The 22,080-nt window shown below is 73.7% G+C and carries 18 protein-coding genes and 1 pseudogene; 7 read left to right on the top strand and 12 right to left on the bottom strand.

All coding sequences use genetic code 11. The annotated features are described in order from the left end of the window. Positions 1-7: 7 nt before the first annotated feature. The 6 genes from J8M51_RS24515 to J8M51_RS24490 all read right to left on the bottom strand — a co-directional run bounded on the left by J8M51_RS24515 (position 8) and on the right by J8M51_RS24490 (position 7,632). Complete coding sequence (locus J8M51_RS24515; RefSeq protein ID WP_267299478.1) at positions 8-691, bottom strand: hypothetical protein; 684 nt, start codon at positions 689-691, stop codon at positions 8-10. An 84-nt stretch (positions 692-775) separates the two neighbouring features. Then, positions 776-1,930 (bottom strand): XdhC family protein, encoded by a 1,155-nt coding sequence (locus J8M51_RS24510; protein ID WP_267299477.1) that lies wholly within the window; start codon positions 1,928-1,930, stop codon positions 776-778. 67 nt (positions 1,931-1,997) lie between these two features. Continuing rightward, positions 1,998-3,443: an NCS2 family permease gene (locus J8M51_RS24505; protein ID WP_086755659.1), complete on the bottom strand. Its 1,446-nt coding sequence runs from the start codon at positions 3,441-3,443 to the stop codon at positions 1,998-2,000. Between the two features lie 297 nt (positions 3,444-3,740). After that, positions 3,741-6,128, bottom strand: coding sequence for a xanthine dehydrogenase family protein molybdopterin-binding subunit (locus J8M51_RS24500; RefSeq protein WP_086755660.1), 2,388 nt, complete (start codon positions 6,126-6,128; stop codon positions 3,741-3,743). Positions 6,129-6,130: 2 nt separating this feature from the next. Further along, positions 6,131-6,742: a (2Fe-2S)-binding protein gene (locus tag J8M51_RS24495; protein ID WP_086755661.1), complete on the bottom strand. Its 612-nt coding sequence runs from the start codon at positions 6,740-6,742 to the stop codon at positions 6,131-6,133. Beyond that, positions 6,742-7,632: an FAD binding domain-containing protein gene (locus J8M51_RS24490; RefSeq protein WP_086755662.1), complete on the bottom strand. Its 891-nt coding sequence runs from the start codon at positions 7,630-7,632 to the stop codon at positions 6,742-6,744. The genes J8M51_RS24495 and J8M51_RS24490 overlap by 1 nt, the downstream gene beginning before the upstream one ends. Before the next feature lie 265 nt (positions 7,633-7,897). On the opposite strand from J8M51_RS24490, the gene J8M51_RS24485 reads away from it, so the two are divergent. Next, on the top strand, positions 7,898-9,583 hold the full coding sequence (locus tag J8M51_RS24485) for a PucR family transcriptional regulator (RefSeq protein ID WP_267299476.1): 1,686 nt from the start codon (positions 7,898-7,900) through the stop codon (positions 9,581-9,583). Positions 9,584-9,817: 234 nt separating this feature from the next. Further along, positions 9,818-10,594, top strand: coding sequence for a hypothetical protein (locus J8M51_RS24480; RefSeq protein ID WP_086758867.1), 777 nt, complete (start codon positions 9,818-9,820; stop codon positions 10,592-10,594). Positions 10,595-10,814: 220 nt separating this feature from the next. Here J8M51_RS24480 and J8M51_RS24475 read toward each other — a convergent pair whose 3' ends face one another. Continuing rightward, a complete protein-coding gene (locus J8M51_RS24475; protein WP_256965494.1) occupies positions 10,815-11,750 on the bottom strand; it encodes a GntR family transcriptional regulator in 936 nt (311 codons plus the stop codon). A 198-nt stretch (positions 11,751-11,948) separates the two neighbouring features. Between J8M51_RS24475 and J8M51_RS24470 the strand changes: the two genes are divergently transcribed. Next, positions 11,949-12,827 carry a (2Fe-2S)-binding protein gene (locus J8M51_RS24470; RefSeq protein ID WP_267299475.1) on the top strand — a complete coding sequence of 293 codons (879 nt, stop codon included), beginning with the start codon at positions 11,949-11,951 and terminating at the stop codon, positions 12,825-12,827. Between the two features lie 378 nt (positions 12,828-13,205). Next, a complete protein-coding gene (locus J8M51_RS24465; RefSeq protein WP_086758861.1) occupies positions 13,206-14,267 on the top strand; it encodes a DUF2637 domain-containing protein in 1,062 nt (353 codons plus the stop codon). Between the two features lie 117 nt (positions 14,268-14,384). On the opposite strand, the gene J8M51_RS24460 is transcribed toward J8M51_RS24465, so the two are convergent. Continuing rightward, entirely contained in the window at positions 14,385-14,834 is a 450-nt protein-coding gene (locus J8M51_RS24460) for an ATP-binding protein (RefSeq protein WP_086758860.1), read from the bottom strand. Between the two features lie 488 nt (positions 14,835-15,322). Beyond that, entirely contained in the window at positions 15,323-16,816 is a 1,494-nt protein-coding gene (locus J8M51_RS24455; protein WP_317852986.1) for a protein phosphatase 2C domain-containing protein, read from the bottom strand. A gap of 127 nt (positions 16,817-16,943) precedes the next feature. Here J8M51_RS24455 and J8M51_RS24450 point away from each other — a divergent pair, with 127 nt between their 5' ends. The 3 genes and pseudogenes from J8M51_RS24450 to J8M51_RS24440 all read left to right on the top strand — a co-directional run bounded on the left by J8M51_RS24450 (position 16,944) and on the right by J8M51_RS24440 (position 18,627). Next, complete coding sequence (locus J8M51_RS24450; protein WP_267299473.1) at positions 16,944-17,450, top strand: hypothetical protein; 507 nt, start codon at positions 16,944-16,946, stop codon at positions 17,448-17,450. Positions 17,451-17,819: 369 nt separating this feature from the next. Then, positions 17,820-18,008 (top strand): annotated as a pseudogene (locus J8M51_RS46305) (helix-turn-helix transcriptional regulator); the annotation flags it as partial. Positions 18,009-18,144: 136 nt separating this feature from the next. Further along, positions 18,145-18,627, top strand: coding sequence for a DUF456 domain-containing protein (locus J8M51_RS24440; protein WP_267299472.1), 483 nt, complete (start codon positions 18,145-18,147; stop codon positions 18,625-18,627). Positions 18,628-18,650: 23 nt separating this feature from the next. Here J8M51_RS24440 and J8M51_RS24435 read toward each other — a convergent pair whose 3' ends face one another. The 3 genes from J8M51_RS24435 to J8M51_RS24425 form a co-directional block, all read right to left on the bottom strand. Further along, on the bottom strand, positions 18,651-19,916 hold the full coding sequence (locus J8M51_RS24435; protein WP_086759190.1) for an SGNH/GDSL hydrolase family protein: 1,266 nt from the start codon (positions 19,914-19,916) through the stop codon (positions 18,651-18,653). 104 nt (positions 19,917-20,020) lie between these two features. Continuing rightward, entirely contained in the window at positions 20,021-20,509 is a 489-nt protein-coding gene (locus J8M51_RS24430; RefSeq protein WP_086759188.1) for a methylated-DNA--[protein]-cysteine S-methyltransferase, read from the bottom strand. 2 nt (positions 20,510-20,511) lie between these two features. Further along, positions 20,512-21,909: an AlkA N-terminal domain-containing protein gene (locus tag J8M51_RS24425; RefSeq protein WP_086759186.1), complete on the bottom strand. Its 1,398-nt coding sequence runs from the start codon at positions 21,907-21,909 to the stop codon at positions 20,512-20,514. Positions 21,910-22,080 lie beyond the last annotated feature (171 nt).

Genomic DNA, 22,080 nt, shown 5'->3' with positions numbered 1-22,080 from the left:
TGCCCGGTCAGGGCGCGCCCGGGTCCCCGTTGCGGGCGGCGGCGAGGCCGTCGCGGCGGTCGCGGTCGCCGTCGCCCGTGGTGCTGAGGAGGGTGTCGCAGATCTCGCGGAGCTTGTCGGTGGCCTGCTTGGAGAAGAGTCCGCAGAGCCCGGCGATGCCGGAGAAGCCGTACGGGTTGGTCGCGCCCGCGCCGGAGCTGCCGGCGAACAGGCCGCCACGCAGCAGGAAGTAGACGAGGAGCGCCAGAGCCACCCCGATACCGGCGCGCAGCAGATACCACCACAGCCAGCTCGCGTAGAGCCGCCGGTTGCCGACGTACGTCGCGAAGGACGTGGCCGCGTGCACGAAGCTGCCGAGCGCGCTGCACACCACCACGGCCAGCAGCATCGCGGTGTCGGCGGTCAACGCCCAGCCCCCGAGACCGAACGGCGACCACCGCGCCGTGGCCGTGGGCTCCGCGCCGGGCTCCACCGTCGCCAGCACCGCCGGCCAGAGCGTCACGAGGGCCCCGCAGACGAAGACGACGTCGGCAAGGAGGAAGAGGCCCAGCAGGGTCGTCGACAGGGTCGACAGCCGCCGCCGATCACGCGTCTCATCGGCCTGAGCGCCGTCACCCTCGCTCACGGCCTCGCCCGTACCCTCGCCCACGCCCTCGTCGTCCGGGCGCTCCCCGCTGCTCCCCGTACTCAACTCGCCGCCCCCGTCGTGCTGTTGTCGTACCGCAACGGTCGGGCCTGCGGCGGCGGGGGTCAAGCCGGTGGGGCGGGATCGGGGTCAGGAGACGCGGAGGGTGGGCAGCCGGCGGAGGCCGGAGGTGGTGTCGTGGTGGATGGGGGTGTGCGCACCGGTGAGGGAGACGCCGGTGCCGCCGCGGCGGTCGGCGACGATCTCGGCGGCGATGGACAGGGCCGTCTCCTCCGGTGTGCGGGCACCGAGGTCGAGGCCGATGGGTGAGCGGAGTCGGGCCAACTCCAGTTCGGTGACGCCGACTTCACGGAGGCGTTCATTGCGGTCGAGGTGGGTGCGGCGGGAGCCCATCGCGCCGACGTAGGCGACGGGGAGCCGCAGGGCCAGTTGGAGGAGCGGGACGTCGAACTTGGCGTCGTGGGTGAGGACGCACAGCACCGTGCGGGCGTCCACGGAGGTGCGCTCCAGGTACGTGTGGGGCCATTCGACGACGATCTCGTCGGCCTCCGGGAAGCGCGCGCGGGTCGCGAAGACGGGGCGGGCGTCGCAGACGGTGACATGGTGGCCGAGGAACTTGCCGACGCGGACCAGCGCCGACGCGAAGTCGATCGCGCCGAAGACGATCATCCGGGGCGGCGGGACGGACGACTCGACGAGCACCGTGAGGGGCGCCCCGCAGCGCGACCCCCGCTCGCCGATCTCCAGGGTGTCCGTGCGGCCGGCGTCGAGGAGGGCGCGGGCCTCGGCGGCGACCGTACGGTCCAGTTCGGGGTGGGCGCCGCAGCCGCCGTCGTACGAGCCGTCGGGTCGGACCAGCAGGGCGCGGCCCCGCAGTTCCGCCGGGCCGGAGACGATCCGGGCGAGGGCCGCCGCCTCCCCGCTCGCGGCGGCGTCGAGCGCGGCGGCGACCACCGGGCGGACGGGGTCGCCGGCCCGCACCGGGGTGACGAGGATGTCGATGACTCCGCCGCAGGTCAGACCGACGGCGAAGGCGTCCTCGTCGCTGTAGCCGAAGCGTTCGAGGACGGTCTCGCCGTCGGCCAGGGCCTGCCGGCACAGGTCGTAGACGGCACCCTCCACGCAACCGCCGGAGACCGAGCCGATCGCCGTGCCGTCGGTGTCCACCGCGAGGGCGGCGCCCGGTCGGCGGGGCGCGCTGCCGCTCACGCCCACCACGGTGGCCACGGCGAAGTCACGCCCGCGCTCGACCCACCGGTGCAGTTCTTCGGCGATGTCCAGCATCTCTCGGTCTCCTCGAACAACGGTTGCGTGGAAGGTACGGGGAAGGTGTTCGGGGCGGGGGCGGCCGCTAGTGCACGCCCATCCAGCTCTCGATCGGGCTCAGGGCGAAGAAGACGAGGAAGACCACCGTCAGGCCCCACATGAACGCGCCGATCTCCCGCGCCCGGCCCTGCGCGAGCTTGATGGCGACGTAGGAGATGACTCCGGCGGCGACGCCCGCGGTGATCGAGTACGTGAACGGCATGATCACGACGGTCAGGAAGACCGGGATCGCGGTGGCGCGGTCGGACCAGTCGACATGCCGGGCGTTCATCATCATCATGGCGCCGATGACGACGAGCGCGGCGGCGGCGACCTCGCCGGGCACGATCGCGGTGAGCGGGGTGAAGAAGAGACAGGCCGCGAAGAACAGGCCGGTGACGACGGAGGAGAGCCCGGTACGGGCGCCCTCGCCGACCCCGGTGGCCGACTCGACGAACACGGTCTGGCCCGAGCCGCCCGCCACCCCGCCGATCGCGCCGCCCGCGCCGTCGATGAACAGCGCCTTGGACAGGCCCGGCATCCGGCCCCGGTCGTCGGCGAGTCCGGCCTCCGTGCCGACGCCGATGATGGTGGCCATCGCGTCGAAGAACCCGGCGAGCACGAGGGTGAAGACGATCATGCCGACCGTCATCGCGCCGACGTCGCCCCAGCCGCCGAACTCGACGTGCCCGAAGAGCGAGAAGTCCGGCATCGAGACGGCGCTGCCGTGCAACTCCGGTGCGCCGCTCGCCCATTGCTTCGGGTCGATGACGTCGAGGGCGTTGAGGACCACGGCCAGGACCGTGCCGCCGACGATGCCGAGCAGGATCGCGCCGGGGACGCCCCGGGCCTGGAGCATGAAGATCGCGAGGAGGGTGACCGCGAAGAGGAGGACGGGCCAGCCGGCGAGTTCACCGGCGGGGCCGAGACTGACCGGGGTGGCCTTGCCCTGGTGGACGAACCCGGCCTTGTAGAAGCCGATGAGGGCGACGAACAGGCCGATACCCATGGTGATCGCGTGTTTCAGGGCCAGCGGGATGGCGTTCATGATCATCTCGCGCAGGCCGGTGACGACCAGCAGCATGATGATCACGCCGTACATCACGCACATGCCCATCGCCTGCGGCCAGGTCATCCGCGGGGCGACCTGCGAGGCGATGACACCGGAGACGGAGAGGCCGGCGGCGAGGGCGAGCGGGACCTTGCCCACGAAGCCCATCAGGAGCGTGGTGACGGCCGCGGCGAGCGCGGTCGCCGTGATCAGCGCCTTCTGGCCGAGCGTGGCGCCCGCGGCGTCCGGGCCGGACAGGATGAGCGGGTTGAGCAGGAGGATGTACGCCATCGCCATGAAGGTGGTGACGCCGCCGCGGACCTCCCGGGCGGCGGTGGAGCCTCGGCGGGAGATGTGGAAGTACCGGTCGAGACGGGACCGGCCGGCGGGGTCGGCGGTGCCTTCGGCTGCCGTCCTCGGCTTGAGCGACTGCTGGGTCATGGGGCCTTCTCCCAAGGTTCACAGGGGCCCGGCCGCCGCACGGTGCGTCGGCCGTTTTGGGAAGGTGCCCGACCCGGGGGACGGCCCGAGACGAACGTGGTGTGTGCTTGTGGGGTGCGTGGTCGGGTGCGGGTGGGCGGGGGCTGGTCGCGCAGTTCCCCGCGCCCCTTGACGGCATGGGTCGCGCCCGGGGCTTGTAAGGGGCGCGGGGAACTGCGCGGGCAACCACAACGCACCCGCACCCGCACCCGCCGACGAACCGCGCACCCCCGAGCTCTCAGGCGCCCCGGTCGACGACTACGCCGTACCGGTCAAATGCTCCGGCCGCACCGGCGTCCGGTTCAACTCCAACCCCGTCGCGGAGCGAATCGCCGCGAGCACGGCCGGAGTCGACGACAGCGTCGGCGCCTCCCCGACCCCACGCAACCCGTACGGCGCGTGATCGTCGGCGAGTTCGAGCACGTCGACGGGGATCGTCGGCGTGTCGAGAATCGTGGGGATGAGGTAGTCCGTGAAGGACGGATTACGCACCTTCGCGGTCTTCGGGTCGACGACGATCTCCTCCATCACCGCGATGCCCAGCCCCTGGGTCGTACCGCCCTGGATCTGGCCCACCACGGAGAGCGGGTTGAGCGCCTTGCCGACGTCCTGCGCGCAGGCGAGTTCGACGACCTTGACCATGCCCAGCTCGGTGTCGACCTCGACGACCGCCCGGTGCGCGGCGAAGGAGTACTGGACATGGCCGAAGCCCTGCCCGGTCCGCAGATCGAACGGCTCGGTCGGCCGGTGCCGCCACTCCGCCTCGACCTCGACGGCCTCGTCGCCGAGGACGTCCACCAGGTCGGCCAGCACCTCACCGCCGTCGGTGACGACCTTGCCGCCCTCCAGGAGCAGTTCGGCGGTCGCCCAGGCGGGGTGGTACGTACCGAACTTGCGGCGGCCCAGCTCCAGGACCTTCTCCCGCACCAGCTCGCAGCTGTTCTTGACGGCGCCACCGGTGACGTACGTCTGACGGGACGCGGAGGTCGAGCCCGCCGAACCCACCTGTGTGTCGGCGGGGTTGATGGTCACCTGGGCGACGCCCAGCTCCGTGCGGGCGATCTGCGCGTGGACGGTGATGCCGCCCTGGCCGACCTCCGCCATGGCCGTGTGGACGGTGGCGACGGGTTCACCGCCGACGACCTCCATCCGCACCCGGGCCGTCGAGTAGTCGTCGAAGCCCTCGGAGAAGCCGACGTTCTTGATGCCGACCGCGTAGCCGACGCCCCGGACGACGCCCTCGCCGTGCGTGGTGTTGGACAGACCGCCCGGCAGCTGTCGTACGTCCGCCGCCTCGCCCGCCGTGCGCCACTGCTGCTCCGGCGGCAGGGGCATCGCCTTGACGCGGCGCAGGAGTTCGGCGACGGGGGCCGGGGAGTCGACCGGCTGGCCCGTGGGCAGGAGGGTGCCCTGCTCCATGGCGTTGATCCGCCGCAGCTCCACCGGGTCCATGCCGAGCCTCGCCGCCAGCTTGTCCATCTGCGCCTCGTAGGCGAAGCAGGCCTGGACCGCGCCGAAGCCGCGCATCGCGCCGCAGGGCGGGTTGTTGGTGTAGAGGGCGATCGCCTCGATCTCGACGTCGTCGACGACGTACGGCCCGGCGCCGAGCGAGGAGGCGTTGCCGACGACGGCCGGGGAGGCGGAGGCGTAGGCGCCGCCGTCCAGGACGATGCGGGCCTTGAGGTGGGTGAGCTTTCCGTCGCGTGTCGCCCCATGCTCGTAGTACAGCTTCGCGGGGTGGCGGTGGACGTGTCCGAAGAAGGACTCGAAGCGGTTGTAGACGATTTTGACCGGTTTGCCGGTGCGCAGCGCGAGCAGACAGGCGTGGATCTGCATCGACAGGTCCTCGCGCCCGCCGAAGGCGCCGCCGACGCCGGCCAGGGTCATCCGGACCTTGTCCTCGGGCAGTCCGAGCACGGGCGCGATCTGGCGCAGGTCGGAGTGGAGCCACTGGGTGGCGATGTAGAGGTCGACACCGCCGTCCTCGGCGGGTACGGCGAGTCCGGACTCGGGACCCAGGAACGCCTGGTCCTGCATGCCGAAGACGTACTCGCCCTCGACGATCACGTCGGCGCGCTCCCGGGCCGCCGCCACATCGCCCCGGACGATCGGCTGGCGGTGGACGATGTTCGGGTGGGCGACATGCGCGAAGTGGTGGTCGTCGCGGCCCTCGTGGACGAGGACGGCGTCCGGCGCGGTCGCGGAGGCCTCGTCGGTGACGACCGGCAGTTCGCGGTACTCCACCTTGATCCTGGCGGCGGCGCGGCGGGCGGTCTCGGGGTGGTCGGCGGCGACGATCGCGACGGGCTCACCGTGGTGGCGGACCTTGCCGTGGGCGAGGACCGGGGTGTCCTGGATCTCCAGGCCGTAGTTGCGTACCTCGGTCGGCAGGTCGTCGTACGTCATCACCGCGTACACGCCGGGGGTGGCGAGCGCCTCGGCGGTGTCGATGGAGAGGATCTCGGCGTGGGCGACCGTGGAGCGCAGGATCTGGCCCCAGAGCATGTCCTCGTGCCACATGTCGGAGGAGTACGCGAACTCGCCGGTGACCTTGAGGGTGCCGTCCGGGCGGAGCGTGGACTCGCCGATGCCGCCCTTGGTGCGGGAGCCCTGGGTGAGGTTGGTGGGCAGGCCGGTGGTTCCCATGGTCAGACCCCTTCGGACTGCCGGGCGGCGGCCAGACGGACCGCGTCCATGATCTTCTCGTAGCCGGTGCAGCGGCACAGGTTGCCCGACAGCGCCTCGCGGATGTCCGCGTCGCTCGGGTTCGGAGTGCGCTCCAGCATCTCGTCGGCGGCGACCAGCAGACCCGGGGTGCAGAAGCCGCACTGGACGGCTCCGGCGTCGATGAACGCCTGCTGGATCGGGGACAGTTCTCCGCCCTCGCCGGTCTGCGAGTCGGTGCCCCGGGCCGCCCATTGCCTGGCCTCGTCGAGCGAAGTCCCGCCCGTACCGGCCTCACCGGTCGTACCGCAGACACCGGACGCGCAACCGCCCTTCTCCGCGCGCTGCTTGGCGAAGTCCGCGAGCCCCTCGACCGTGACGACCTCGCGGCCCTCCACCTGTCCGGCGGCGACCAGGCACGAACACACCGGCACACCGTCGAGGCGGACCGTACAGGAGCCGCACTCGCCCTGCTCGCAGGCGTTCTTGGAGCCGGGCAGGCCCATCCGCTCGCGCAGCACGTACAGCAGGGACTCGCCCTCCCACACGTCGTCGGCTTCCTGCGGACGGCCGTTGACCGTGAAACTGACACGCATTACGCGACTCCCTCCGTGGCGCGGGCGGTGCCGCGGTAGGACTCCCAGGTCCACATGAGCGTGCGGCGGGCCATGACGCCGACCGCGTGGCGGCGGTAGCTCGCGGTGCCGCGCACGTCGTCGATCGGGTTGCAGGCACCGGCGCACAGGTCCGCGAACTGCTTGGCGACGGACGGGGTGATGATCCGGCCGTCGTCCCAGAAGCCGCCCTCGTCGAGCGCCGCGTTCAGGAACTCCTCGGCGGCCCGCGCGCGGACGGGGGTCGGCGCCGCCGAGCCGATGCCGGTGCGGACGGTCCGTGTCGTCGGGTGCAGGGCGAGCCCGAAGGCGCACACGGCGATCACCATGGCGTTGCGGGTGCCGACCTTCGAGTACTGCTGCGGGCCGTCCGCCTTGTCGATGTGGACGGCGCGGATCAGCTCGTCGGGCGCGAGCGCGTTGCGCTTCACGCCGGTGTAGAAGTCGTCGATGGGAATGAGCCGGGTGCCGCGTACGGATTCGGCCTCGACCTGGGCGCCCGCCGCGAGCAGGGCCGGGTGGGCGTCGCCGGCCGGGGAGGCGGTGCCGAGGTTGCCGCCGACGCCGCCGCGGTTGCGGATCTGGGGGGAGGCGACCGTGTGCGAGGCCAGGGCGAGGCCGGGCAGCTCGGTGCGGAGGTGCTCCATGATCCGGGTGTAGGGGACGGACGCGCCCAGGCGGACCGTTCCCTCGCCGACCTCCCACTCGGAGAGTTCGCCGACGCGGTTGAGGTCGAGCAGATACTCGGGCCGACGGTGGTCGAAGTTGATCTCGACCATCACATCGGTGCCGCCGGCGATCGGCACAGCGGTGGGGTGCTCGGCCTTCGCGGCGAGCGCCTCCTCCCAGCTGGCGGGGCGAAGGAAGTCCATGAAATCCGGCTCTCTTCTTCGTCTGGAGTCGTTCTCTTTGAGCCAGATCGTGTGCGGCGGGCCCGGCTCGTATCCATGCTGTTCAGGTGTCCTGAGCTTCAGTACACAGCCCTCTCCTCCGCCCCGGTCAGTCACGGAAAACATGAAGGAGTTGGCTGGCCAGGGGGCGCATCTTGTAGATTCGTATGAACGGAGGACATCTGCAACCTCTTGGTATTCCCTTGGAAACATCCTTGTTCTCGACACAGGAACGGCGGCGACGAGAATGCGCCTGCGCGCACTGCTGGACACCGACGCGCTGGGCCTCAGGCTGCTCGGCGGCGAGGACGAGCTGGACCGCACCGTGCGCGGTGTGATGACCACCGACCTCAGGGACCCCAGCCGCTACCTCTCCGGCGGCGAGCTGGTGCTCACGGGCCTCGCCTGGCGCCGTGACGCGGCCGACTCCGAGCCCTTCGTCCGGCTGCTGGCGGGTGCCGGGGTCACCGCGCTGGCCGCCGGCGAGGCCGAGCTGGGCGCCGTCCCGGAGGACCTCGTGGCGGCCTGCGCCCGGCACCGGCTGCCGCTCTTCGCGGTCAACGAGTCGGTGGCCTTCGCGACCATCACCGAGCACGTCGTACGGCAGGTCTCCGGGGAGCGCGCGGGGGATCTGGCGGCCGTGGTGGACCGGCACCGCCGGATGATGACCTCGGGCCCGGCGGGCGGCGGCCCGGACGTCGTGCTGGACCTGCTCGGCTCCGACCTGGACCTGCGCGCCTGGGTGCTCTCCCCCGCCGGCCGCCTCGTCGCGGGCCCCGAGGCCGCCGGGCCCGGCCCGGCCGCCGAACTGCCCGCCGAGCTGTGCGCCCGGCTGGCCGCCGAGCACCTGGCGGCGGCCCGCACCGGACGGCGCGGCCCGCACCGCGTGTCCGTCGGCACCACCACGTACTCCCTCTTCCCGATCAGCAGCTCGGGCCGTACGCCGGGCGCCGCCCGGGACGTCCGCGAGACGGTGCTGTCGGACTGGCTCCTCGTGGTCGAGGCCGACGCCGGGGACTGGCCCGCGGAGCGGCTCGACCTGCTGTACGGCGTCACCCAGCTGATCGCGGTCGAGCGCGACCGGCGCGACGCGGCCCGTACGGTACGGCGCCGGCTCGCCCAGGAGGTGCTGGAGCTGGTGCAGGCGGGGGCGGCCCCGGCCGAGATCGCGGCCCGGCTCAGGGTCGCGGCGCCGGTGCTGCTGCCCGGCCTCGGATCGGCACCGCACTGGCAGGTCGTCGTCGCCCGGGTCGAGTGGGACGGCGGCGAGATCGACAGCGGCCCGGTCACCCAGGCGCTCCTGGAGGAGATCCTCGTCGACCCCCTCGCCACGGGCCCCGAACCGTCCGACCGGATCGCGGTGGCCCACACGGGTGAGGAGGCCATCGCCCTCGTCCCCCTCCCGGCGGTCTCCACCGAGCACCCCGGCTCCGAGGACGGCCTCCACGCCGACACCCTCCTCGCGGCCGTACGGGGCCCGCTGGCCGCCGGTCTCGACGACGACGGGCGGCTCACGCTGGGCGTCAGCGCGGCCGTGCACTCGGCGGAGGGGCTGCGCGGGGCGCTGGAGGAGGCCCGGCACGCCCGCCGGGTGGCGGCGGCCCGCTCCGGCCGGGTCTGCGCGGCCGGCCACCAGGAGCTGGCCTCGCACGTGCTGCTGCTCCCCTTCGTCCCGGACGACGTGCGCCGCGCCTTCACGGCCCGGCTCCTCGACCCGCTGCGCGACTACGACCGCCGGCACCGCGCCGAGCTGATCCCCACCCTGGAGGCGTTCCTCGACTGCGACGGCTCCTGGACGCGCTGCGCCGCCCGGCTCCATCTGCACGTCAACACCCTGCGGTACCGGGTGGGCCGCATCGAGCAGTTGACGAGCCGGGACCTCTCCCGGCTGGAGGACAAGCTGGACTTCTTCCTGGCCCTGCGCATGAGTTGACGTCATGGCGGGGCCTTGGGCCTGTCTTCACATTCCCGCCTGCCCCGCGACGCCATTCGGGCGACGACGGGAATGTGAAGACAGACCCTAGGGGTGGTGGACGAAGATCCAAGTGCGCCGTCCGCACCCCATGACTTTGTGAATTCCTTCACCCACCCCCTTGGCCGGGCCCCGGAATCCGTGCTGAGATGCGCCCACCACTCAAAGCTCAAGGGCGTGCTCGGGGAGGGCAACGTGGCGCATACCGCCATGTCTGGAAACGGAACGACCGGTGGTGACGAGCCACTCCAGACCGCGGTATGGCGGCTGCGTTCACGCGCCTGCTGGGTCGACGCGGCGGCCCTGATCGAGCCCGACACCCCTCAGGGCTCGCTCCAGCGGACCTCACTGCTGGTCGAGCGCTGCCTCTACACCGAGCAGGGCTGGGAGGACGCGGAGGACGCGCTGCGTACGGCCGAGGCGCAGGCCAGGACCGACGAGGAGCGGGGCGCGGCGGCCTGTGAGCGCGGTCAACTGGCGTACGCGGCCACGCTGCTCGGTGTCCGGGACCGCGCCGACGAGGCGCGGGCCGCGCTCGGCCGGGCGGCGGCGCTGATCGCGCCGGGGGCCCCGGGGCGGGCTCTGCTCGACTTCCGCCGGGGGGTGCTCGCCGAGAACCTCACGCGCTCCCCGCAGGCGGCGCGCGCGGCGTACCGGCGGGCGCACGCGGGGGCGACCGCCCATGACGATCTGCTCCTGCAGTCCTTCACCTGGCGTCACCTCGCCGGACTCGCCTTCCGCGACGGGGAGTTGGCCGAGGCGCGGCACGGCTTCGCCGAATCCCTGCGGATCCGGGAGGAGTTGGGGTATCTGGTGGGCACGGCCCCGGCGCTCGTCTCCCTGGCCGACACGGAGTCCGAGCCGGAGGCGTCCCGCCTCCGCGAGGAGGCCGGCCGCCTGTTCCGGCTCCTCGGCGGCGTACCGACGTGGCTGGCCCGCCAGTTGGCACCACCACCGGCCGCGACGGCGTGAGGGCCGGGCGCCTCATGGCTCGGGGGTGCGGGTTCGTCGGCGGCTGCGGGTCCGGTGGGGGCCGTTCGCGCAGTTCCCCGCGCCCCTGAAAGCCCAGGCCCCCGCGGGCCTGGAAGCCAACCGGCGGCGGGCCTGAAAAGCACGGGGCGCAGCCCCTGCTTTTCAGGGGCGCGGGGAACTGCGCGAGAAGCCCCACCGGGCCGCACCCGCCGACGAATCCTCAGCCCCCCACCCCGAAATGCCGCTCCACCAGACAGCACGCGGCCTCCAGGTCCCCGGCCATCAACGCGTCCAGCAACGCGATGTGCTCCGCGGCGTCAGCCATCAGCTCCACCCGCCCCCCACTGCCGGAGGCACCCACGTGCGCACCCCCCAGCGGCAGTTGCGTACGCCGGTGGAGGTCGTCCGTGAGCTGCAGCAACTGCTCGTTCCCGGCCAGCCCCAGCACCCCCCGGTGGAAGGCCCGGTCCGCGTCGCCGTACGTGGCCCGGCACCCGGAGGACGCCGCGCGGGCCGTCTCGTCGGCGAGGGGCCGCAGCTCACCCCACCGGTCCGCCGGCACCGTACGGGCGAGACGGGCGATCACCGGCACCTGGAGCAGCGCCCGCACCTCGGCGAGTTCGGCCAGCTCGCGGGCGCCCCGCCGGACGACCCGGAAGCCCCGGTTGGGCACGACCTCGACCGCGCCCTCGATGGCGAGTTGCTGCATCGCCTCGCGCACGGGGGTCGCGGAGACCCCGAACTGCTCGCCGAGGGCCGGTGCCGAGTACACCTCGCCGGGTGTCAGCTCCCCGCCCGCGAGCGCGGCCCGCAGCGCGTCCAGGATCTGCCCGCGCACGGAGGCCCGCTGCACGACGGGGCGCCCTTGGGCGCGCGGCAGCGGGATCGGTGTCTCGCTGTGCGTGTGCTCGCCCCGGGCCGCGTCGGCACCGGGGCGGGTGTCGTCGGAGCGGGTGCCGCCGGACCGGGTGTCACCGGAGCGCGTGTCCCCGTGCGCCGCGCCCGGGCGGCCGTCCGCCGCGATGCCCCGTTCCCGGTCGACGTCCGCGACCCCGGGCTGCGCGGGCACCCGGTACGCCGACGCCGGACGGGGCGCGGCGGGGACCTCCGGCGCACTCGCGGCGGCCTCGCGCGAGCGCGGTCCGGCCTGCTCCACGGGTCCTCCTGCGAGCCGAGTCGGGTGTCCGTCGGGCCGAGTGGGGCGGCCGACGGGGTACATGGGGGCGCTTACATCACTACTGGGGTTGTTACCGGTCGTAAAGCACCATAGGCGCACATGCCCTCAGTTCAAACCTCGACCACCTCGGGTAAGGTAAGCCTTACTTGGCACCGACGGCGAAACGGTGGTCCCCGTATGCCCCACTCAGCTCCGGCCCCGGCCCCCACTTCGCGCACGTCGCCCATGGCGGCGGCGTACGCGCGTCTCACCGAGGTCCTGCCGATGGTGAGCGTGACAGAACTCTCCCCCATGGAGCCCTTGCCCGTGGGCGAGGGGTGGGTGTCCGCCGCCGGACTCGCGGCGGCCGGGGCCGAGCTGGACACCTTCCTCGCCTGGGACGAGGCCCAGATCCTGCGGGACTACGGCCGCGAGGGCCGCCCGGACGTGGTGGCGGCCTTCGGACTGCACCGCTACGCCTGGTACGCGTGCCTGCTCTTCACCGTCCCCTGGTTCCTGCTGCGCCGGGTGCCGCGGTTCCCCGCCGGACAGGTGGCGTTCCAGCGGGAGCAGAGCCGGCTGGTGGTGCGCGGCGAAACGTTCAGCTGCCTGCCGGACGATCCCGCGGCCGGCGAGCCGGGTGCCCGGGTGGTCCCGGACGAGGAGGTACTGCGGGCCGAGGTGCGGGCGGCGTTCGCCGAGCACATAGAGCCGGTCCTCGGCGGCTTCGGTCCCCGGATGCGGCGGCGCGGACGCGCACTGTGGGGCATGGCGACCGACGAGATCGTCGAGGGGATCTGGTACGTCTCCGAACTCCTCGGCCCCGACGAACACCGGCGCTGCCGGCGCGAGCTGGAGCTGCTGCTGCCGGGGGCGACCAAGCCGTACGTGGGCGCCGCGGGCTTCCGTGAACTGACCGGTCCCGGCGGCGAGTCGCTGCCCACCCGGGACCGGGCGAGCTGCTGCATGTTCTACACGATCGCCCCGGACGACACCTGTGTCACCTGCCCGCGCACCTGCGAGGCGGACCGGATCACCAGGCTGACGGCCGCCGCCGGTGCGGCCGGGACGGGCTGACGCCCCGTCCCGCGCAAGCCGTCGGCCCCCTCCGGCAGTTGACGGGGGCTCGCGACCCGAGGATGCTTCTCGCCGGACGACCCCCCGGCGATCGCCCGCGGCATGTGCCGTAAGATCAACTCCGGGTGGGATCCTCGTTTGATTACAACTGGTTCACAAATTCCTCACTTGCCGCAGGAACTTTCCGTTGAACCACTCGAACGGGTAATCTCACTCGCACTCAACTCCCGTCCCTCGCGCGGTAGTTCGAGCAGAATGCCGCCTGGCGTCACTCATTGCACTTCTTTGGCGGTCTCTTGCCCCGAAACCCCCTGAGGGCCGCGAGGATTGGGCCACTATGGCGGGCGTTACGCCCTATCCCAATGCAAGGGACCCCTGATGAGATTGACCGACATATCGCTGAACTGGCTGCTTCCGGGCGCCGTACTGCTCCTGGGCATGCTGGCGGCGGTTGCGGTGCTCGCGCGCGGCAAGCGCGCCGGGGAGCACGCGAAGACCGAGGATTCCTGGGAACGTAGCGAGGAGCGCCGTAGGCGCAAGGAGAGTCTCTACGGTCTCTTCTCCTACATCCTCCTCTTCTGCTGTGCCGCGGTCGCCGCCGCGCTCTCCTTCCGCGGCCTGGTCGGCTTCGGCGAGCAGAACCTGGGCCTCACCGACGGGTGGCAGTACCTGGTTCCGTTCGGCCTGGACGGCGCCGCCATGTTCTGCTCGGTGCTCGCGGTGCGCGAGGCCAGCCACGGTGACGCGGCCCTCGGCTCCCGGATACTGGTGTGGACGTTCGCCGGTGCGGCGGCCTGGTTCAACTGGGTGCACGCGCCCCGGGGTCTCGGCCACGACGGCGCCCCGCAGTTCTTCGCCGGCATGTCCCTCTCCGCCGCGGTGCTGTTCGACCGCGCGCTGAAGCAGACCCGCCGGGCCGCGCTGCGCGAGCAGGGTCTCGTGCCGCGTCCGCTGCCGCAGATCCGCGTGGTCCGCTGGCTGCGCGCCCCGCGTGAGACGTACAGGGCCTGGTCGCTCATGCTCCTGGAGGGTGTGCGCAGCCTGGACGAGGCCGTGGACGAGGTGCGTGAGGACAAGCGGATGAAGGAGGAGAACCGCTCGCGCAAGCGGGAGCAGGAGCGTCTGGAGCGCGCCCACCTCAAGGCCATCAGCCGGGGCCACCGCGGTCTGCCCGGCCGGGGCGGCGGCGGTGGCGGTGGCGGCGGACGCCAGGTCGACACCACCGTGGAGCGTGTACCGGCGGCCCAGGTGGCCTCGGACTCCGCCATATCCACGCCCGAGCAGCTGCCCGTGCGTACGCGTCCCTCCCTGCAGCCCGTCCGCAACGGCGCTGACAAGTCGATCACCGTCGACCTCACCGCCGAGGACGACACCATGGCCCTGCCGCGGCTCGACTCCCTGGAGCGCAAGCTCAAGGACCTGGAGCAGCAGTTCGGCTGAGCGGACGTCACAGGCCACAGAGCCACACATCGGACAGGGGCGCGGCAGCGAGCCGCGCCCCTGTCCGTTGCTCATGTCCGACGCTCATGTCCGTCGCCGGTGAGGTTGTTCGCGGAGTCAGGTGAGCCCGCCGTCCAGGTCGAACCACACCGCCTTGCCCACCCCGTGCGCCCGTACTCCCCAGGCGTCGGCCAGCGACTGGACGAGCAGGAGACCGCGGCCGCTCGTGCTGTCGTCGGCGGGCGCCACCCTCGGTCGGGGCCTGCGCCCCACGAAGTCCCGTACCTCCACGTGGAGTCCGCTCGGTGAGACGGTGGCCGTCAGGACCGCGTCGTGGTCGGTGTGGACGAGCGCGTTGGTGACCAGCTCGCTCGTCAGCAGTTCCGCTATCTCCGATCGCTCCGGCCGCCCCCATTGCCGCAGCAGCTCCCGCAGCGCCCTGCGGGCCTCGGGAACCGCCCTCAGATCCGCCCGCCCGAGTCTGCGCCTGAGCTGTTCGGCGTCGGCCTTGTCCGCCGCGTCACCGGTCGTCTCCTCCACCTCTGCCGAGGAGGCCCCGATCGCCATGGGACCGCCCCCTCGCGCCTGCCTCTTCATGACCCCCGCCCACAAGCCGATGACGATTCCCCTCCTGCTCGAACACGTACACGGGGATCCATGCCCCGTCCGGATCGCGGCACTCATGTCGAATCGTCAACGACCGTCCGTACGCTTTCAAACGCACAGAGTCAAGCCAGCTGCCGGTACCTTGTGACAGCGCTTCCCCCGCCGCGAAACCGCCGCACAGCCCGACGAACCCGGCGCCCCGCCCGCTCCGGACCGCCCCGGCCCGATCGCGGCCGCCGGGCCCAACTGCCCAGACGAGACTGTCGATCCGTCCGTACGCCACCGGGGCTCGACTTCCGCGACCGAACCGTCTACCCCGCACGGGCCGGAGCACTCACACCGATGATGTTGATTGGCCGGAATCCTGCGCCCTCTCCTGCGCCCTTACCGGCCAACCCGAGGCCACCCGCGGCTGATTGACGCCCCTGATCCCGCGCCGGGCCGTCGCGTCACGACTCCCACACGGCGGCGGCCGTACGGTCGTCCGCGTACCCCTTGACCCTGACCTGCGCGTCGGCGAGGAAGGCGGCGAGACCGGGGGGCTCCACGGCTCCCCAGCGCGCCGCCAGATGCTCGGCGAGCGGCGCCTCGCCGCGCAGCGGTTCGGCCAGACCGCCGGTGCACAGCAGCAGGACGTCCTCCTCCCGGGCCACCGACGCGCGGAACCGGAAGGGTTCGCGGGGCGGGGCGGGGGCGGGTTCGTACGGACTGGGCGGTGTCGCGATGCCGAGGTCCATGGTGAGGCGGTCGCCGTCGGGGGTCTCGTGCGGCAGCGAGCCGAAGCCGACCACCGGCGCGCCCGCCGTGTCGGCGACCCGCGGCTCTATGTCCTGCCACTCCCCGCCCCGCAGCCGGAACAGTCCCCCGGCGCCGACCCCGAAGAACACCCGCGTACGGCACCGGGGGTCGGCCGGGAGCAGCAGACAGCGCAGGCTCGCCGTGTACTCCTCGGGGTCGAGCCCCTGTTCGACGGCGCTGGCGCGGAGTTTGCCGAGGCTGCGGTCGGTGAGGCGGTGCAGCCCCGACTTCAGATCGCCGCGCCGGCCGGCCCGGATGTCCTCCACCAGCCGCGCATGGCTCAGCCCGATGGCCCGCCCGATCCAGCGGCAGGCCTCTGCCGCCGCGCGGTGTGCGCCCGGGGTGGCGCGGGCGCCGGTCGCCATGGCCACGAGCACGAGGGCCTGTTCGCCCAGACCGAAGCGGGCGGTGAGCAGCGCGTCGCGGCGTGGCTCGCCCCGGTAGCGCGCGGAGTCGCCGCGTAGCGACGCGGCGCGCAGCGTGCACGCCCCGTAGCGCGCGCCGTCCAGCACCGTGTCCGCCACCAGGTCCCCCAGATCCTCCGGATCCGCCACCGGCAACGCGGTCGGCTCCGCGTCGTACGTCGGCGGCCCGGACCCCACGTACCCGACCCCGCCGACGAGGGAGACCTCGTCGGCCTGAAGCGTCGGAAGGTCCAGTTGGGTGGAGGGCCGGGCATCGGACGGCTCGGGGGCCGGTCGGGGGGACGGGGGCAGAACGGGCAGAGGAGGCGAGGAGGGCGGGCCGCCGTGGGGGGCGTCCTGCGGAGGCGTCGCGTCGCTCCGCGGATCCGCCTGGCGCCGGCCGCCGTAGGCAGGGGTCACGTCGGTAGGGGGGCGCGAGGTGGGCACCCCGGGTGGTGGCAGCGGGGGCGCGGAGGGCTGCTGCCCGGGGGCGGGTGGCCGCGCGGGCGTGCGCCCCCACGGCGTGGCCGTGCGGAAGCCCGACGGGGTGGGGCCGGGCGGGAAGGTCACGGGGCCCGACGGCTGGGCCGACGGCGGCTCCCAGGGCGCGGGCTGCGGAGTGAGACCGCTACGGCGGAGGGCGTCCCCGGCGGGGGCGGGGGCACGCCAAGGCGGAGCGGACGGGCGCGGTGGCGGGGCGCCACCGGGGCCGGGGCCGCCCGGTGAACCCTGGGGAGGCACTCTGTCCGACAGGGCGCCCGGCGCGACGGGGGGTCGGCCCGGGACGGGTGGGGCCGAGGCGGGTGGGGCCGAGGCGGGTGGCGCTGGGCGCGGGCCGTTCGTCGGCTTCGACCCGGTGTCCGAAGCGGTGTCCGAAGCGGTGTCCGAGTCGGCCGATCCGGTGTCCCATCCGGTCGATCCGGCCGATGCGCTCGGCCCGGCCGGTGTACGGCCGCCGCCGCCCGGCACTCCCCTGGCGGCGGACGTACCCGGCACGGCCGCCCAGGCACCCGACGTGCCCGGGACAGCCCCCCAGGCACCCCGGGGACTCGACGCACCCGAGGCCCCCGAGGCACCCCACGCGCCCGCTGGGTTCGCAGGGCTCACCCGGTCCACCTGTGTCGACGCCCCCGGACCGCCCTGCCCGCGCGGCCCGCCCGCCGCACTCGCCGGGTCCGCCGGCACCCCCGGCGACTCCGAGGCCCCCGGTGTCCGTGGCGCTCCGGACGACCCCGGCGCTCCCGGCCCCCGCGGCGGCTTGCGTACCGTGTCCGACGCCGAGGCGAAGCGGTCGTCGAGGGAATCGGCCGCCACCGAGGGGCCCGTGTCCCCGCTCGCGTCGTCGTACAACTGCCGCCACCAGTCGTCCTCTTGACCGGTCGGCCTCTCCCCCTGCTGGCTCATGCCCCTAATTGTCCACCTCGGGAGCCGTATGAAAACGGGGCATCCGGAAAATCAGCCCGCGGAGCCGACGACGGCACGGCGTGTCGGACTACATGTCGAACTCCGGTGCGAGGCAAGGGAGTCGAGGGAGCGGAGCGAAGAGGGGGACGGTCGACTCGGCGGCATGGAACCTGAAGAGACCGCCGGGCGGTGCCACCCCCCACAGGAGAAACCGCCCGGCGGCGCCGGAGTGACCGGGGCGCGGTGCGGGCGCGTGGGCCGGTCCGCCCGAGTGTGAGGCATGTTCCTGGGATTCCGCTGTGTACCCCGCCTCGCCGGCACCAGGCACGGTGCGGTGCCGATGTGCCGAGGCGGAACGGAAGCGCGCCGGGAGACGCGGCGACGGATGAGAGGTGCACCGCCTGCGGGTGACCTGGCGCGTCGGCTCACGCTCGGGGAGCACGACACCGAGCGCGCGCTCCGGCGCCCGCAGCGGCACGGTCTCGCCGCCCGGTCCTCCACGTGCCCCGGCTACTGGGTCGCCGCACCCCGGGCGTCGGCCACCCGGCTGCAGCCGGGGCCGACCCACCGCGGCACCGCTCCCCGCGCCGCTCCCCGCGCCGCTCCCCGCCCCATCGCCCCGCTCTTGACCTGCGCTTTCTCTCGCGATCCTGCACCCTGGGCAGATGGGAGCGTGGGAACTCCTGCTGGTCGCGGTGGTGCTGCTGCTCGGCCTGTGCGGAGTACTGGTGCCCGGCGTACCGGGGTCCTTGCTGGTGTGGGCCGGGGTCATGTGGTGGGCGCTGGAGGACCCGCGGCCCGTCGCCTGGTGGGTGCTGGTGGGCGCCACCGTCGTCCTGCTGGTGGCCCGGGCGGTCCGCTGGGGCCTGCCGCCCCGGCGTCTGGCGGAGAGCGGCGCCACGCCCCGGATGGGCGTCTACGCCGGTGCCGGCGCCCTCCTCGGTTTCGTGCTGCTCCCGGTGCTCGGCGCGATCCCCGGCTTCGTCGGCGGTATCTACCTCTCGGAACGGCTCCGCCTCGGCCGCCCCGGCGCCGCGAAGGACGCCACCCGCACGGCGATGCGCGCGGGCGGGTCGAGCGTCCTGACGGAACTCTTCGCGTGTCTGCTGGTCGCGGGGGCGTGGGTGGGCGTGGTGTTCGGCGGCTGAGCCGCCCGGAGGGGTGGCCGCCGTCAGGGGGTCACGTCGGCCAGTGCGACCGTGTCGGCCAGGGCCCGCATGCCCGCGTCGTTGAAGTGCAGGTGGTCGCCGGGGTCGTACGCGGGGCTGATCCGGTGCGGGAGGAGGGGGTCGCGGACGGCCCGGTCGAAGTCGGCCACCGCGTCGAAGATCCGGTCGTCCCGGATGGAGGCGTTGACCGCCTGCCGTACGCGCTCCCGGTCCGCCGTGTACGCGCCGTGGCCGCCGTACGGGGTGAGCGTGGCGCCGACGACCCGGATGCCTCGGGTGTGGGCGCGGTCGGCGACGGCGCGGTACGCGGCGGTGAAGGCGGCCGGGTCGGTGGCGTTCGGGATGCCCTTGATGTCGTTGATGCCCGCCATGACGATCAGGGTGCGGACGCCGGTGCGGGTCAGGACGTCGGCGTCGAACCGCTCCAGGACGCTCGGGCCCACGCCGGCGCGCAGCAGCCGGTTGCCGGAGACGCCCGCGTTGAGGACGCCGAGCCGGCGGTCGGCGGGCAGGGCCCGCAGCCGTTCGGCGAGCCGGTCGGGCCAGCGGCGGTTGGCGTCGGCCGTGGAGCCGTTGCCGTCCGTGATGGAGTCGCCGAGCGCGACGACGCTGCCGGCGGCGGAGGAGCCGAGCACGTCGACCCCGGTGACGTAGTACCAGCTGCCGACGGCCGTGGTGTACGCGGAGCCGTCCTCGTCGGCGGTCCGGTCGCCGTTCCCGGCCGGGGAGAGGAAGTTGGTCTGCCGGGCGGAGCGGTGGAAGGTGGCCGGGCCGGAGTCGTCCGGGGTGTACAGGGAGACGAGGAGGTTGCTGTGCGCCGGGACGCGCAGTGCGACGGGGTCGGTGACCCGGTCCTGGCCCGCCGGGACGACGACCGTGGGGGCGCCGCCGAAGGTGGCGGTGCGCAGGGAACCCGGCAGCGCGTGCGGGCTGCCGGGCACCCCGGGTTCCTGGGCCGCGACGGTGAGGGCGCCGAGGCGGAGCGCGGCCGTGCCGAGCCGGTTGGAGACCCGGACCCGGACCGCGTCGCCGCCGACGCTCACATGGACGACGTTGCGGATCGACGCCCCCGGCGGCGCGGGTGCCGTACCGGAGGCGGCTGCCGCCCAGGTGCCGGTCCAGCGCCGGGTGGCCGCCGGGTCGACCACCGCGCCGGCGCGCGCGGGGAGCGCGCCGGCGAGGACGAGTGCGGCGAGGAGGGCGAGTGCGAGGGTGACGGCCGTGAGGCGCGTGCGGTGGGGGTGGGGGATGCGGACCGAACCGGTCATACGGGACCGCCCTTCGCTCGGCGGAAGCGGCGAAAGCCACGAAAGTCCCTCATCACTTCCCGGCGCGACGGCCTCGCGCACCCACTCTCACACCGTTGGCCGCGCTAGAGCACGCCCTCCAGACCGAGCAGGAGGCGCTTGCGGTCGAGTCCGCCCGCGTACCCCGTGAGCGCGCCGTTCGCGCCGATCACCCGGTGGCAGGGGCGCACGATGAGCAGGGGGTTCGCGCCGATCGCGCCGCCCACGGCCCGGACGGCGGCGCGGGGCGCGCCGATCCGGCCCGCGATGGCCCCGTACGTGGTGGTCTCGCCGTACGGCACGTCGTCGAGGGCGGCCCAGACCCGCCGCCGGAACTCGGTGCCCTCGCCGCGCAACTCCAGGTGGAATTCCTTGAGTTCACCGGCGAAGTAGGCGGCGAGCTGCTCCTCGGCCGGCCGGAAGGGCCCCGGATCGCGCACCCAGCCCGGCAGCGGCACCCGGCCGCCCTTCTGCCCCGGCACGGAGAGCGAGGTGAGGGCACCGGACTCGTCGGCGGTGAGGAGGAGTTGCCCGGCGGGGCTGTCGACGAAGGTGCAGCGCGTCCCGTGTTCCATGCTCACGACTGAACTCCCTGTCCCTGTACGCGTGTTGGCTCTTGTGTCCGTAGACGGCGGAGGGCGTAGGACCGCCAGGGCCGCCAGCTGTCGGGCGCGGTCCCGTCCGGTGGTGCCACGTCCGGGTCGCCGAGGGCGCGGGTGCGGATCTCGGCGACGGTCCGCGCGTCCAGGCCCGGCAGCGCCGGCAGCGCGGCCTCGGCGGCTTCCCGGTCGGCGCCCACGTCGAGACGGAGGGTGCCGTCGGCGAGGGCGGTGGCGAGCGCCCCGAGCGGACCGCCCGCGCCGGCCAGCGCGGCCGGGTCGGGGAACAGATGGGTCAGTGCCCCGTGCGGGGAGTCCAGCCTCTTCCCGTACACCTGTACGAGCCGGGCCGCCTCGTCGGGCCCCACGAGCGCCCGTACCGCGTACTCCTCCGGATCGGCCGTGCCCGGCGAGCGCAGCCCCGGCGCGGCGGCGACGAGCGGGGCGAGCCGGGGGTCCGCGCCGAGGCGTTCGTCCACGGCGTACGGGTCGGCGTCCAGGTCGAACAGCCGGCGCAGCCGCTGTACGGCGGTGGTGAGGTCCCGGGGGTCGGTGAGATGCAGCCGGGCGTCGAGCCAGCCGCCGTCCGCGCTGCCCCGGCGGCCGCCCCCGGGCCGTTCGCCGACCTCGGCGACGCCGGTGCCGTACGGGAGGCGGAGGGTGCGCCGGTAGGTGCGGTGCCCGCGTCCACCGGTCGTCTCCTCGACGCCGGTGACGGTCTCGGCGGCGAGGACATCGAAGAGCGCGGCGGCCTGGTACGGGCCCCGGTACGCGAGCCGGAGCGGAATACCGGTGGTCGGCGCACCGGCGGGCCGCCGGGGTGCGCCGGCGCGCAGGGCGCTCGGGGTCATGGCGTACACGGCCCGCATCGTGTCGTTGAACTGGCGCACGCTGCTGAAACCGGCCGCGAAAACGATCTCGGTGACCGGGAGCGCGGTGGTCTGGAGGAGAACGCGGGCGGTGTGGGCGCGCTGGGCGCGGGCCAGGGCGACGGGCCCGGCGCCGACCTCGGCGGTGAGCTGCCGCTGGACCTGCCGTGCGCTGTATCCCAGCCGCACGGCCAGTCCGGCGACGCCCTCCCGGTCGACCACGCCGTCCCCGATGAGCCGCATGGCCCGGCCCACGGCGTCCGCGCGCACGTTCCATGCGGCCGACCCGGGGACGGCGTCCGGCCGGCACCGCCGGCAGGCCCGGAATCCGGCGCCCTGGGCACCGGCGGCGGTGGCGTAGAACCGGACGTTCGCCCGCTTCGGCGTCACCGCCGGACAGCTCGGCCGGCAGTAGATCCCGGTCGTCGCGACGGCGAAGAAGAACTCCCCGTCGAACCGTCCGTCCCTGCTCCGCACCGCCTCGTACCTGGTGTCCTCGTCCTTCATACCTTCAAGTGTCGACGACGCGGAGGACCAGGTCCGGCGGAATTCGGACACGGCGCTGCGCCCCTGAAAGGCGGAGGGCGCAGCCCCTGCCTTTCAGGGGCGCGGGGCGGTACCGACTATGCGGCTCCGCCGCGTGGGCGCGACCAGCCCCCGCTCACCCGCACCCGGAAC

It is taken from the genome of Streptomyces griseiscabiei, assembly GCF_020010925.1.
GTDB lineage: Bacteria > Actinomycetota > Actinomycetes > Streptomycetales > Streptomycetaceae > Streptomyces > Streptomyces griseiscabiei.
The sequence above is the reverse complement of the archived record's forward strand: the minus strand, read 5'-3'. Positions and strand labels throughout refer to the sequence as shown.

Coding starts and splice junctions, on each gene's coding strand:
- J8M51_RS24485 (WP_267299476.1), top strand. CDS start 7,898: ATGCGCCTGCGCGCACTGCTGGACACCGACGCGCTGGGCCTCAGGCTG.
- J8M51_RS24465 (WP_086758861.1), top strand. CDS start 13,206: ATGAGATTGACCGACATATCGCTGAACTGGCTGCTTCCGGGCGCCGTA.
- J8M51_RS24460 (WP_086758860.1), bottom strand. CDS start 14,834: ATGGCGATCGGGGCCTCCTCGGCAGAGGTGGAGGAGACGACCGGTGAC.
- J8M51_RS24430 (WP_086759188.1), bottom strand. CDS start 20,509: ATGGAACACGGGACGCGCTGCACCTTCGTCGACAGCCCCGCCGGGCAA.
- J8M51_RS24495 (WP_086755661.1), bottom strand. CDS start 6,742: ATGCGTGTCAGTTTCACGGTCAACGGCCGTCCGCAGGAAGCCGACGAC.
- J8M51_RS24505 (WP_086755659.1), bottom strand. CDS start 3,443: ATGACCCAGCAGTCGCTCAAGCCGAGGACGGCAGCCGAAGGCACCGCC.
- J8M51_RS24470 (WP_267299475.1), top strand. CDS start 11,949: ATGCCCCACTCAGCTCCGGCCCCGGCCCCCACTTCGCGCACGTCGCCC.
- J8M51_RS24500 (WP_086755660.1), bottom strand. CDS start 6,128: ATGGGAACCACCGGCCTGCCCACCAACCTCACCCAGGGCTCCCGCACC.
- J8M51_RS24490 (WP_086755662.1), bottom strand. CDS start 7,632: ATGGACTTCCTTCGCCCCGCCAGCTGGGAGGAGGCGCTCGCCGCGAAG.
- J8M51_RS24440 (WP_267299472.1), top strand. CDS start 18,145: ATGGGAGCGTGGGAACTCCTGCTGGTCGCGGTGGTGCTGCTGCTCGGC.
- J8M51_RS24425 (WP_086759186.1), bottom strand. CDS start 21,909: ATGAAGGACGAGGACACCAGGTACGAGGCGGTGCGGAGCAGGGACGGA.
- J8M51_RS24510 (WP_267299477.1), bottom strand. CDS start 1,930: ATGCTGGACATCGCCGAAGAACTGCACCGGTGGGTCGAGCGCGGGCGT.
- J8M51_RS24435 (WP_086759190.1), bottom strand. CDS start 19,916: ATGACCGGTTCGGTCCGCATCCCCCACCCCCACCGCACGCGCCTCACG.